This is a genomic window from Candidatus Pelagibacter sp. HIMB1695 (assembly GCF_052047655.1).
Classification (GTDB): domain Bacteria; phylum Pseudomonadota; class Alphaproteobacteria; order Pelagibacterales; family Pelagibacteraceae; genus Pelagibacter.
In genome coordinates this window covers 806,839-819,808 of sequence record NZ_JBNAJT010000001.1, presented here as the reverse complement: position 1 = coordinate 819,808, position 12,970 = coordinate 806,839, and the positions used below count along the sequence as shown (strand labels likewise).

General features: G+C 28.2%; 14 protein-coding genes. 6 read left to right on the top strand and 8 right to left on the bottom strand.

Going from position 1 to position 12,970, the window contains the following annotated elements:
- The first annotated feature begins 3 nt into the window (after positions 1-3).
- Positions 4-201, top strand: coding sequence for a DUF2093 domain-containing protein (locus ACTTAX_RS04495; protein WP_440693195.1), 198 nt, complete (start codon positions 4-6; stop codon positions 199-201).
- A gap of 3 nt (positions 202-204) precedes the next feature.
- Here ACTTAX_RS04495 and ACTTAX_RS04490 read toward each other — a convergent pair whose 3' ends face one another.
- The 5 genes from ACTTAX_RS04490 to ubiA all read right to left on the bottom strand — a co-directional run bounded on the left by ACTTAX_RS04490 (position 205) and on the right by ubiA (position 5,826).
- Entirely contained in the window at positions 205-1,059 is an 855-nt protein-coding gene (locus ACTTAX_RS04490; protein WP_440693193.1) for a lysophospholipid acyltransferase family protein, read from the bottom strand.
- The gene (gene lpxK / locus ACTTAX_RS04485; RefSeq protein ID WP_440693191.1) at positions 1,056-1,979 is read right to left on the bottom strand and encodes a tetraacyldisaccharide 4'-kinase; all 924 of its coding nucleotides are present in this window, start codon (positions 1,977-1,979) and stop codon (positions 1,056-1,058) included. Before lpxK ends, ACTTAX_RS04490 begins: the two co-directional genes overlap by 4 nt.
- Positions 1,976-3,145, bottom strand: a complete 1,170-nt coding sequence (locus ACTTAX_RS04480; RefSeq protein ID WP_440693189.1) for a 3-deoxy-D-manno-octulosonic acid transferase — start codon at positions 3,143-3,145, stop codon at positions 1,976-1,978. Before ACTTAX_RS04480 ends, lpxK begins: the two co-directional genes overlap by 4 nt.
- A 71-nt stretch (positions 3,146-3,216) precedes the next feature.
- The gene (locus ACTTAX_RS04475) at positions 3,217-4,956 is read right to left on the bottom strand and encodes an ABC transporter ATP-binding protein (protein WP_440693187.1); all 1,740 of its coding nucleotides are present in this window, start codon (positions 4,954-4,956) and stop codon (positions 3,217-3,219) included.
- A gap of 3 nt (positions 4,957-4,959) precedes the next feature.
- Positions 4,960-5,826, bottom strand: a complete 867-nt coding sequence (ubiA, locus tag ACTTAX_RS04470; RefSeq protein ID WP_440693185.1) for a 4-hydroxybenzoate octaprenyltransferase — start codon at positions 5,824-5,826, stop codon at positions 4,960-4,962.
- Positions 5,827-5,875: 49 nt separating this feature from the next.
- On the opposite strand from ubiA, the gene ACTTAX_RS04465 reads away from it, so the two are divergent.
- Positions 5,876-6,280 (top strand): DUF2721 domain-containing protein, encoded by a 405-nt coding sequence (locus ACTTAX_RS04465; RefSeq protein ID WP_075506429.1) that lies wholly within the window; start codon positions 5,876-5,878, stop codon positions 6,278-6,280.
- On the opposite strand, the gene ACTTAX_RS04460 is transcribed toward ACTTAX_RS04465, so the two are convergent.
- The 3 genes from ACTTAX_RS04460 to ACTTAX_RS04450 are packed head-to-tail and all read right to left on the bottom strand — an operon-like array spanning position 6,277 to position 8,772.
- Positions 6,277-7,248 (bottom strand): quinone oxidoreductase family protein, encoded by a 972-nt coding sequence (locus ACTTAX_RS04460; protein WP_440693183.1) that lies wholly within the window; start codon positions 7,246-7,248, stop codon positions 6,277-6,279. The genes ACTTAX_RS04465 and ACTTAX_RS04460 overlap by 4 nt on opposite strands.
- 3 nt (positions 7,249-7,251) lie before the next feature.
- Entirely contained in the window at positions 7,252-8,088 is an 837-nt protein-coding gene (locus ACTTAX_RS04455) for a pirin family protein (protein WP_440693181.1), read from the bottom strand.
- 18 nt (positions 8,089-8,106) lie between these two features.
- Positions 8,107-8,772, bottom strand: coding sequence for a haloacid dehalogenase type II (locus ACTTAX_RS04450; protein WP_440693179.1), 666 nt, complete (start codon positions 8,770-8,772; stop codon positions 8,107-8,109).
- 16 nt (positions 8,773-8,788) lie between these two features.
- Between ACTTAX_RS04450 and ACTTAX_RS04445 the strand changes: the two genes are divergently transcribed.
- The 4 genes from ACTTAX_RS04445 (at position 8,789) to cyoE (ending at position 12,945) form a co-directional block, all read left to right on the top strand.
- Positions 8,789-9,490, top strand: a complete 702-nt coding sequence (locus ACTTAX_RS04445) for an RsmE family RNA methyltransferase (RefSeq protein ID WP_440693177.1) — start codon at positions 8,789-8,791, stop codon at positions 9,488-9,490.
- Positions 9,491-9,551: 61 nt separating this feature from the next.
- On the top strand, positions 9,552-10,367 hold the full coding sequence (coxB, locus tag ACTTAX_RS04440) for a cytochrome c oxidase subunit II (protein ID WP_440693175.1): 816 nt from the start codon (positions 9,552-9,554) through the stop codon (positions 10,365-10,367).
- 1 nt (position 10,368) lies between these two features.
- The gene (ctaD, locus tag ACTTAX_RS04435; protein ID WP_440693173.1) at positions 10,369-12,003 is read left to right on the top strand and encodes a cytochrome c oxidase subunit I; all 1,635 of its coding nucleotides are present in this window, start codon (positions 10,369-10,371) and stop codon (positions 12,001-12,003) included.
- Positions 12,004-12,033: 30 nt separating this feature from the next.
- A complete protein-coding gene (gene cyoE, locus ACTTAX_RS04430) occupies positions 12,034-12,945 on the top strand; it encodes a heme o synthase (protein WP_440693171.1) in 912 nt (303 codons plus the stop codon).
- Positions 12,946-12,970: the final 25 nt, after the last annotated feature.

Genomic DNA, 12,970 nt, shown 5'->3' with positions numbered 1-12,970 from the left:
AAAATGAAAAATAAATTAGCTAAATTAAAATATTTGCCAAATAATTTTAGTATAATTGAAGATGGTGATCACGTAATTTGTGCTATCTCAGGAAAAAGAATTTTATTAGAAAATTTAAATTATTGGAACGTTGATACTCAAGAACCATATTTTTCTTATAAAGAAGCCTCAATTAAAAGAGAGAGAGAAAGTAAAAAATAACTATTATTTTTTCCACCTGTCATGTGACCATATCCATTGATCTACATTTTTAAGAATCATTTTTTCTAAAACAACATTTAAAAATAAAGTTATTTCTTTAATAGATTTTGTTTTTTTTATTTTAATTGGTTGAGATACGTACATCTTAAAATAATTATTATTATTTCTTTCAATATAAATAGGCACGACATCACAATTATATTTTTTGATTAATTGAGCGGGTATTGTGGTAGTTGTAGCTAAATTACCAAAAAAATTTACCTTTTCCCCTTCTCTTACTCTTTGATCAATCATTAGTGCAATTGATTTTCCATCCTTCAAGTTTTTAATTATCTCTCTTGTTCCAGCTCTTCCTTTTCTAATTTGAGTTTTACAAATATCTCTAATTCTAATTTTTTCCATTAACTTATTTAAAAAAGGATTATTTAAAGGTCTATATAAAGCGGCACATTCAATACCAGAATTTTCAATTTGCATTGCCATAAGTTCAAAATTATTAAAATGACCAGATATAAATACTACTGGTTTCTTAGTTTTTTTAATGCTTTCAAAATGTTCAACACCTTCAATAGAAATATATTTATTTAATTTATTATTTTTAAAGTTTTTAAGGTGAACATATTCTGCAAGTATTCTTCCATAATTGCCCAGAACGTTTGAAGCTATTATGTCTTGATTTTTATTAATACCAGCTTTTTCTAAATTAGTGATTATTGATTTTTTTGATCTAAAAATTGGACCTAAATATTTTCCAATAATATTTCCTAAATTTGAAGATTTTTTAAATCCTAATATTTTGAAAATTAAAAAAAATATATATATGAAAACATATTGAAGGAAATGATTAAATTTTTTCATTTTATATTTAATAAAATTTTCTTTAATTTATCTAAGCTATTTATTTTAAGTTTTGTTTTTAAAAAAGTAATATTTTTTTTTTGTTTATTATGTAATCTAAGATAATCTTTTTCAGTTGTAATAATACCCAGCCCTTCTTTTTTTGCTAACTTTTTCATTTCGTTGATTTCGTTATCTAATATTTGATAATGATCAGGATAGATAAATTTTCTTTTTATTCTAAACTTAAATTTTGATAATGTATTTTCAAATTCATGTGGGTTTCCAATACCACAAAACATAAGAAATTTTTTTTTTCTATTAATTTCTTTTAAATTTGTTGGGAAGTAATTTGTTTCAAAAATATTTACACTTTTGTTTTTAGATTTTATTTTGTTTATAAGTTTATTATTTTTAATTTCTCCATTAATAAAAATTAAATCACAATTTTTAATTTCATCAAAACTTTCTCTTAAGGGACCAGAAGGTAACACCATGCCGTTTCCAATTCCTTTTTTTGAATTAAAGCACAAAATTTTTAAGTCATAATTAATATTTTTTTGCTGAAACCCATCATCTAATATTGCAACTTCATATCCTTTTTTTTCTGCAATTTTTAATGATTTCAGTCTGTTGTTAGTTGAAATAGTTTGGCCTGAATTTTTTAAGAGTTTTATTTCATCTTTCTGATTTACATAACTTTTTTTAATAAAAACCGTTTTATATCTTTTTTTTATAATATTGTGTATTTCGATTGCTAAAGAAGTTTTTCCCGTTCCACCTATATATATGTTGCCAACACAAATTGTATTAATTTTAAATTTTTTTTTAGGAAATAATTTTTTAATAAAGTTAATAATATGAGTAACTAAAGATAATGGTAAAAGAAAAAAGGAAATAAAATTTTTATCTTGCCAAAATTTTGGTGCATTAAAATTCATTTTATAAATTTATTTATGTAAATCATATTTCCATTTAGTATTTTTTCACCAATTTTAATTATTTTGATTTTATTTAGATTTGAAATTTTCTTGTTTAATTTTTTTTCAGTAATTTTTTGAATTTTATCTAAATTAGACGTGGTTATAGACATATTATTTTTAGATAAAAATTCATATATTTCTTTAAAATTTCCAATGTTTGGACCATTTAGAATATAATTTCCTAATCTTGCTGGTTCTAAAGGATTTTGTCCTCCATGATTAATAATTGAACCACCCATAAAACAAACGTTACTTAAATCATAAAAGTTTGACGCTTCTCCATAAGTATCAACTAGATAGATATCTGTATTTTTATTTATATTTTTGTTTGATGAATGTCTAATAACTTCAAGTTGATTTTTATTCATCAATTCTATTATTTTTTCAACTCGATCAATATGTCTTGGGATTATTATTGTTATTAAATTTTTTTGTTTCCTTTTTAAATTTTTATGTACATTTGAAATTAAAATTTCTTCTCCTTCATGAGTACTTGCTGCACACCAAACTTTAAAGTTTTTAAATTTATTTTTTAAAATATTTTTTTTATTATTATTTATTTTACTTAAACCATAATATTTTAAATTTCCAATAAATTTAATTTTATTTGCACCAAGTTTTTTTAAGAAATTTTTTGTTTCTGTGTTAGAAGGAAGAGCTAGTGATATATTTTTAAAAACTAAATTAGAAAAATTTTTTATCAAAAACCATCTTTTAAAACTTTTTTTTGTAATTCTAGCATTTAGCAATATGACAGGAATGTTACTCTTTTTAAGATTTTTAAACATGTTTGGCCAAATTTCAGAATCCACAAAAAAAGCAGCCTTAGGTTTCCAATAGTTTATAAATTTTTTGTTAAGAAAATCAGTATCTATAGGAAAGTATCTATGAACAATCTTTTTAAATTTTTGTTTTTCAAATATTTTTGCTGAACTAATTGTAGAGGATGTAACAATAATTTGATCTATTTGTTTATTTTTTTCTAATATATTTAATATAGGCAAAATACTCATTAACTCACCAACACTAACTGCATGAAACCAAATAGAGTTTAAATTATTTTTTTTAGAGTAAATACATAACTTTTCTTTAAATCTTATCGGATCTTCTTTACCGTTAAACATTCTTACTAAGAAAATAATTGGAGAGAATAAAAAAACTATAAATAAAAATATATTGTAAACAAAATACATTATTATTTTTTTATTTGTCTTTCATAAAAATTTTTATATGCACTTGAGTTTTTCAATAAATTTTCATGATTACCAGAATCTATAATCTTTCCATTATCCACTACATAAATATTATCTGAATTCAGAATAGTTGATAGTCTATGAGCTATAACTATAGTTGTTTTGTTTTGAGTTAGTTCATTTAGAGCTTTTTGAATTTTGTCCTCTGTTTCTGAATCTAAAGATGCTGTAGCTTCATCAAGTAATATTATTTTACTTTTCTTAAGGAACGCCCTAGCAATTGAAAGTCTTTGTTTTTCACCTCCAGATAATTTCACACCATTTTCTCCTATCATTGTTAGATATCCATCTTCTAAATTATCTATAAATTCTTTGCACATTGCTGAATTAGCAGCCTTATAAACCTCTTCATCAGTTGCTTCTGGTTTTGCGTACCTGATGTTATTCATAACTGTATCGTCAAAAAGTGTAGTGTTTTGGTCCACTATCGATATTTCTTTTCTAAGTGATGATAAATTAATTTCAGAAATATCTTGTTCATCTATTTTTATATTTCCACTATTAGGGAAGTATATTCTTGGTATCATGTTTAAAATAGTCGACTTTCCCGAACCACTATGACCAACTAGTGCAGTCATTTTCCCCCCTAAAAGATTTAAAGATACATTTTTAAGTACTTTGTTTTCCAAATTAGATTTGTAAGAAAAATTAACGTCATCAAATATAATATTACCTTCAGTTATATCTAAACTTTTACTATTTAAATTTTCTTTAATTTGGTTTTCAATATCTATAATAGGAATAATTCTATTAGCTGCTGCTAAACCTTGTCCAATTGCAATATTAACTTTTGTGAGCGCCTTAACTGGTTGATAAGCTAACATCATAGCAGCTAAAAATGAAAAAAAATTGTTAATGGCTAATTCCTCATTAAATATTAATTTTCCAGAATAAAAAATTAATATTGCAATCATAATTCCAGTTAGTACTTCCATAACAGGGGTTGATCTAATATATACCGCAGCAATTTTTTCAGATTTTTCTTTTAAATTTGTTACAAAAATCTCAGATCTGTTTTTTTCGAAATTTTCTCTTTGAAAAATTTTAATTATTTTATGATTTTTAAACAAATCAATAAGATATCTATTCAGATCTCCAGATTTTTCTTGTGCTTGAGTTGAAATTTTATTCATTCTTTTGCCAAGAATTTTTGCAGTTATTGAAGCTAAGGGAATCATTATTATAGCTATTAATGATAATTTCCAATTTTGGGTAAACATGACAATCAATAATCCCAATAGAGTAAGGCCATCTTTAAAAATACTTAAAAAAGCATCTGCAAGCATCCTTGTAATTTGAGTTACATCAAAGTTTAGGTTTGAAATGTAATTCCCTGAATGTTTGTTTTCTATAATCTCAGTATCTGCTTTTATGAATGACTTTAACATGTCAATTTGAATTAATTTCTTAACTTCTTCTGAAACATTAATCATTAAAAGCTTAGCAAAATATAGAGATATACCTTTCGTAGCAAAAGCAATTATAATAGCTACAGGTATTATTAATATTAATGTTTTATCCTTGTTTAAAAAAATCTTTTCAATGGCCGGGTCTAGAAGCCAGGCAGTTGCAGATGTACTTATGGCAACTAAAATTGAAAATATCGCAGCCAAAAGTATTTTGCGAATATATTTTTTTGTATAATCTTTATAAAGTCTTTTGAAAGCTATTGTTTTATTCATTATTTAAATCAATTTACCAATCAGGATATTAGTAAAGACAATTAATCCTAAAATATTATTACTTTTGAATTTAGTTAAACAATCTCTTGTGTCTTCAATTTCTAAGTTTTTAATTTGAAATTTTAAAAGATGAAAAATAGGAATTATTAAAAAAATAAAATAAAAAATTTTAAAACTCATAAGTATTCCAGTTAAAATTAATGAAATTATAAAAATTGAATATGAAGTAACCAAAAACTTTTTTGGATTTTTCTTAAATTTTATTGAGGTTGATTTTACTCCTATAATTTCATCATCTTTAATATCTTGGAATCCATAAATTGTGTCGTACCCTAGTGTCCAAAATATGGCTCCTATATAAAAAACTATTGGAATTACAGAAATTTCATTTGAAATTGAAATCCAGGCCAACACAAGGCCATAATTAAAAGTAATACCTAAAAATAATTGAGGCCAATAGGTTATTCGTTTCATTAATGGATAAGTAAATGCCAAAGGCATAGAAAGCATCGCCATTATAATCGTAAAATTATTAAAATTTATAAGCACAAGAAAAGCGATTGCACATAGAGTTAATGCATAAATTAATGCAAGTGAAACGGATATTTGACCTGAAGCAATTGGTCTATTTTTAGTTCTCTCAACTTTTTTATCAAAATTTTTATCAACAATATCATTTACGATGCAACCAGCAGATCTCATTAAAATTGCACCCGCTAAAAAAAGAAAGCTATAAAAAAAATATTTTTTTAAATCTCCATTAAAGTCGTAAACTATTGTTAAGCCCCAAATGCATGGCCAAAATAAAAGCATAAAGCCAATTGGTTTTTTTAACCTTGTTAACTCAATAAATAAATTTAATTGGCTCATAATTTACTTGTAAATAACAAAGGCTAGTTTCATAATCAATTTGATTCGTATGAATATAGATTACACAGTTACAGCATTAATGTTTCCAGCTATTCCATTGCTAATGAGTGTGTACAGCAACAGATTTCATTCTCTTAGTATCTTAATTCGTCAACTTCATGATGAGCATGTTTATGAAAAGCATATACCACCTGAATGGAAGAAGCAGTTTATTAATTTAAGTGGCAGGATAACACTTCTTAGATGGACAATTTTATTTGCCTCATTTGGCTTCCTATTTAATATGCTTACTGTTTTTGCACTTTACTTAGATGAAGTATTTGCAGCGAGGGTAATATTTGGTTCTTGCTGTTTATCCATGATTATATCAATTATTTTTTTTATTAGAGAAATTCAAATTTCAACAAATGCACTAAAACTCCATATGTCTGATATGGATGTAGATGTAAACTAAGGAAATATTATTGCTGGTCCAGTTAGAACCCTAGACTCTAAATCTTTATGTGCTTGTGCAATATCTTTAAGAGAATATTTTTTTGAAATTTTTATTTTTACTTTTCCACTTGAGGCCATTTCAAAAACTTTATTAGTAGCTTCATCTAGCTCTTCCCTAGTTGCAGTGTATTGCATAATGCTTGGTCTAGTTAAATAAAGAGCTTTAGGTTGAATTGATTTTGCAACGTTTACAGGATCTAAAGGACCTGATGCATTTCCAAATGAAACTAACATTCCTCTTAACTTTAAACATTCAATGGAACCATTAAAAGTATTTTTTCCAACACCATCATAAACAACAGACAATCCTCTTCCCTCGGTAATCTCTTTTACTTTTTCTGCAAAATTATCTTTATTGTAATTAATTACATAATCGTAACTATTCTCTTTCGCTTTTTCAATTTTTTCATCTGATCCAACTGTACCAAATACATTGCAACCTAAACTTTTAGCCCATTGACCAAAAATTTGACCAACTCCGCCAGCAGCTGCATGGAATAAAATATCATCTCCAGGTTTTACAGGATAAGTTTTATGTAAAAGATAAAAGGTGGTTATCCCTTTTGTCATTAATGTTGCTGCAGTTTCTAAATCAACACCGTCTGGAACTTTTACTAAGTTCCTTGTGGGATAATTTCTATGAGTTGAATATGCACCAACAGGAGCTGCACAGTATGCAACTTTATCTCCAACTTTAAAATCCTTAACGTCTGGTCCAATTTTAGTTATCTCTCCTGCTCCTTCCAAACCAATTGGCGAGGGTAGAGTTAAAGGATAAAGTCCAGAACGATGATAAGTATCAATATAATTTAAACCAATTGCATGGTTTTTAATTGTTACTTCATCAGCTTTTGGTTCCTCAAGTTTAAGTTCTTTATATTCTAAAACTTCTGGTCCACCTGCTTTTGATATTATTACTGAATTCATAATTTATTTTACAAACGTACCATTATGATAATCTTGAACAGCTTGCAAGATTTCTGCTTTAGTATTCATCACAAAAGGACCACCTCTTGCAATTTCCTCATTTATTGGTTCTCCAGATATCACAAGAAATTTAGCATCTGTTTTTGCTTTTACTGTAAGCTCTTCACCTTTTGTTAATAATATTAAAGTACTATCTTTAACATCATCATGCTTTTCACTGCCAATTTCAATTTCACCATTAATTAAATAAATAAATGTATTGTGAGTTGATGGAATAATAAAATTAAATTCTTTATCTTTATTTAACTCAACATCAAAATAAACTGGTTTTACATTATGACCTTTTACTGGTCCTTCAGCGTTTTCAAATTTACCTGCTATAACTTTAACTTGTTTTTCATCATCTTTATGAACGCTCATTTTGTCTGCATCTATATAAATGTATTCAGGCTTACTCATTTTTAATTTAGCAGGCATGTTAATCCATAATTGAAAGCCATGGAGTCTACCTTCTTTCATTGCTGGCATCTCTGAATGAATAATTCCACTTCCTGTTTTCATCCACTGAACATCACCCGCAGTCATCCTTCCTTCACCACCAGTGCTATCTTTGTGTTCAAAATCTCCCGCTAACATATAAGTAACAGTTTCAATTCCACGATGAGGGTGTGGAGGAAAACCAGCGATATAATCTTCACTATTTTCAGATCCAAATTCATCTAGCATTAAGAAAGGATCAAAGTAATTTGGTTCAACACCAATACTTCTTTTTAATTTTACTCCTGCACCATCAGAAGCTGGAATAGGATCTATAATTTTTGATACTTCAATTAATTTCATAGGAGCTGATATAATTATCTAATTAGTTATATCAAGTAGATCATTTAAGTTTTTAATTTCATTTTGTGGTGAATAATCAAGTTTATCAAAGATATTATTATTTCTATTTACCCAAATAGAATTGTATCCATAGTTTCCTCCACCAGATACATCCCAAGTATTTGCACTTAAAAAAGCAACTTCATTTTTTTCAATTTTATATTTTTTTATTGGCATATCATAAACTTTAGAGTCAGGCTTAAAAATACCGACTTCTTCGATAGAAAAAATATCATCAAATAAATTATCTAATTTATTGCTGTGTACTAATTCATTTAACAAAGAAGGCGTACCATTAGAAAGTATTGCTAGTTTAAAATTTTTTTCTTTTAAAGATTTTAAAACTTCTGGTACTTCTTCAAAAGGAGAGAGTATTTTGTATAGATTTAATAATTCATCCCTCATTGAATTATCTATTTTAAATACACTCATTGATTTATCTAAACTGTCTTCAGTGATTTGCCAAAAATCTTTATGTCTTTTCATTAAGCTTCTAAGCCATGTGTATTCTAATTGTGTGGTTCTCCAATAATTTGCAAAAGCTTCCCACTTATCACCAATTTTATCTTTGCATTTTTCTGCTGCTGAATTTACATCGAATAAAGTGCCGTAAGCGTCAAAAATTATTGCTTTAATATTTTTCATAAACTAATTTAATAATATGAGTAACATTAGATTATATTTTTCTAAAAGTTTATCTAATAATTTAACTGGCACACTTGATAAATCTCAATCCCATTACTTAAACAAAGTAATGAGAGTTAAAGAAAATGAAATTTTTTCTTTATTTAACAGTAGTGGTGAATGGGAAGCAAAAATTTTAACCATCTCAAAAGGTATTGTTGAATTTAATGTTACAAAACAATTAAGACAAAAAGAAAATCAAAAAGAATTGTGGTTGGCATTTTCTCCAATTAAATCAAATTACTTTAACTTTATGATTCAAAAAGCAACTGAGTTAGGAGTTACAAAATTTATTCCAATTATATTTGATAGAACGATTGTTCGTAAAATTAATAAAGAGCGATTAGAGAAAGTAATTATTGAGGCATCAGAACAATCAAATAGAATTAACGTTCCAGATATTGAAGACCCAAAATCATTAGATGATTTTTTAAATAACAACAAAGTTGATTTAATTTTTACTGATCTAAATTCTGAAAATACTAAAATAGATTTAAAAAAGGTTACAGATAAACCTACATGTGTAATTATAGGTCCAGAAGGAGATTTTTCTGAAGAGGAAAGGGCAAAGATTCTAAAATTTAGTGGAGTTCAACCATTGAAAATTAATGAGAATATATTGAGATCTGAAACAGCTGTAATTTCAGCTATATCGATCATAAAATACGCCATAAATTGATATTTTGTCGCGAAAACTAAAGTGTAATTTTTTTGAAGACGTTCTATATAGGATTAAAAAAATGAAAAAAATTTTATTAACAATTCTTTCAATTTTAACTCCTGCAGTTGCGTTTGCTAACCAGCCAAAAGATTGGCAATTAGGTTTTCAAAAAGCAGCATCAGAGTCTATGAGAGATATTGTTAATTTTCATGACAAATTGTTATTACCAATCATAATTGCGATAAGCGTTTTTGTTTTATTTTTGATGGTCTATGCATGTATCAGATTTAGAGCATCAGCAAATCCAGTTCCTTCAAAAAGAACTCACAACGTTGCTGTAGAAGTTTTATGGACATTAATTCCATGTTTGATTTTAATCGTGATGGCAGTTCCATCGTTTAAAATTTTATATAAACAAGATTCAATACCAAAAGCAGATGTAACAGTTAAGGCAATCGGTTATCAGTGGTATTGGGGTTATGAGTATCCAGACGAAAACATTATTTTCGACTCTTACATGATTGAGGATAAAGATTTAAAAGAAAATCAGCCAAGATTATTAGCCGTAGATAATGAGTTGGTTGTTCCTGTAAATAAAGTAGTTAAAGTTTTAATTACTGCAAATGATGTTTTACATGCTTGGGCTTTGCCATCTTTTGGAGTTAAAAGAGATGCCGTTCCTGGAAGAATAAATGAAACATGGTTTAAAGCAGAAAAAGTTGGAACTTATTATGGACAGTGTTCTGAGCTTTGTGGAATTAAACATGCTTTTATGCCTATTACAGTAAGAGTAGTTTCTGAAGAAGAATATCAAGAATGGCTTACTGGAGCTAAAATAAAATTTGCAAAAGAAATTAATGAAGAAGATCAATTTAAAAAACTAGCGAGTAAATAATATGTATACACAAACAGCATCACACGACGATCATCATACACCAACTGGTTGGAAACGTTGGGCGTATTCAACTAATCACAAAGATATCGGTACAATGTACCTTATTTTTGCAATTGTTGCCGGTGTGATAGGAACTGCATTCTCAGTTTTAATGAGAATGGAATTGATGCATCCAGGTGATGGAATTTTAGGTGGAAACTATCATTTATACAATGTCTTAGTAACAGGTCATGGTTTAATCATGATCTTCTTTATGGTTATGCCAGCAATGATTGGTGGTTTTGGAAATTGGTTCGTGCCAATCATGATTGGTGCGCCTGATATGGCATTTCCAAGAATGAATAACATTTCATTTTGGTTATTACCAACTTCATTCATTCTATTAATCATGTCTATATTTATGGATGGTCCTCCAGGTCAAACTGGCGTTGGTGGTGGATGGACAATCTATCCTCCTTTATCATCTACAGCAGGGCAGCCTGGTCCAGCTATGGACTTTGCAATTTTAAGTTTACACTTAGCAGGAGCGTCTTCAATTTTAGGAGCGGTAAACTTTATAACTACAATTTTAAACATGAGAACTCCAGGCATGACATTGCATAAAATGCCTTTATTTGCCTGGTCAATTTTAGTTACAGCGTTCTTATTACTTTTGTCACTTCCAGTATTAGCAGGTGCAATTACGATGCTATTAACTGATAGAAATTTTGGAACTGCATTCTTTGATGCTCAAACAGGTGGAGATCCAGTATTGTTTCAACACTTATTTTGGTTCTTTGGTCATCCTGAAGTTTACATTTTAATTTTACCAGGTTTTGGAATGATCAGTCATATTGTTTCGACATTCTCTAGAAAACCAGTATTTGGATATTTAGGAATGGCATATGCTATGGTAGCTATTGGAATAGTTGGTTTCGTTGTATGGGCTCATCATATGTATACAGTTGGTTTAAGCACAGATACTAAAGCTTATTTCTTAGCAGCGACGATGATCATTGCTGTCCCTACGGGAATTAAAATATTTTCTTGGATAGCAACTATGTGGGGTGGCTCAATATCATTTAAGACACCTATGGTTTGGGCTTTAGGATTTATATTTTTATTTACAGTCGGTGGAGTTACAGGTGTTGTTCTTGCAAATGCAGGTGTAGATACAGCAATGCATGATACTTACTATGTAGTAGCTCATTTCCACTATGTATTATCTTTAGGCGCGGTGTTCGCAATCTTTGCAGGCTTTTATTACTGGTTTGGAAAAATGAGTGGTTATGAATATTCAGAATGGTTAGGTCAATTACACTTCTGGTTAACATTTATTGGTGTAAACTTAATTTTCTTCCCTCAACACTTCTTAGGTTTAGCGGGGATGCCCAGAAGATATGCAGATTATCCAGACGCATTTGCTGGTTGGAACTATATCTCTTCAATTGGATCATATATTTCTGTAATTGGTTTAGGAGTATTTTTCGCAAATCTAATTTATGCATTTTACAAGAAAAAAGCTGCCGCTCAAAACCCTTGGGGTGAGGGGGCAACAACTTTAGAGTGGACAGTGCCGTCTCCTCCAAATTTTCATACTTTTGATGAATTACCAAAGTTTGAAGATGAAGAGACTGCAGAAAAATCTACTACTTAAAAAGTATTTAGATTTTTTGTCTAAAATTAAATGATTAAGTCTAAGTTAAAAAATAGAAATTTAAGTCAGGAAGACGTTTTCAATTTCTCTGAGTTATTTAAACTTATGAAGCCAAGAGTAATGTCTCTTGTAATTTTTACTTGTGCAGTTGGATTATTAATGGCGCCAAATATTATTCCAACAAAAGATGCAATAATTGGAATTATTTTAGTTTCTATTGGAGCTGGTGCCGCTGGAGCTTTAAACATGTGGTACGAGTCTGATTTAGATGCATTAATGACAAGGACTTGTTTAAGACCTATACCAACTGGGAAGGTTAATAAAAACCAAGCTTTGATTTTTGGTATCGCTTTATCAATATTTTCTGTTGTTGCTTTAGATTATTTTGCAAATACAGTTTCAGCAGCTTTGTTGCTATTTACAATTTTGTTTTATGTGTTGATTTATACTGTTTGGCTTAAAAGAAAAACGCCTCAAAATATAGTAATTGGAGGTGCTGCAGGAGCATTACCCCCTGTAATTGGTTGGACTATAGCCACCAATTCACTTTCACTTGAGCCATTAACTTTCTTTCTAATTATATTTTTTTGGACACCATCTCATTTCTGGGCACTAAGCTTATATAAATCTGATGATTATAAAAAAGCAAATATTCCAATGCTTCCATTGACTAATGGTGTTGAAAGCACAAAATTAAATATATTTGTTTATTCGTTAATAATGTTGCCAGTTATTGTTTTCCCATATGCAATTAATTTTGTTGGTCTAGTATTTTTAATTCCATCATTAATTTTGACAATTTATTATAATTACTTATGTTTTGAACTTTACAAATTTAAAAAGAACAAGTTTGATGCAAAAAAAGCAAAAAAAATTTTTGGATACTCGATATTATATTTGTTTTTAGTTTTTGTATTTTTCTTAATAGACAAAATTTTATGATAACACCCGATAAAAAAACAAAGAA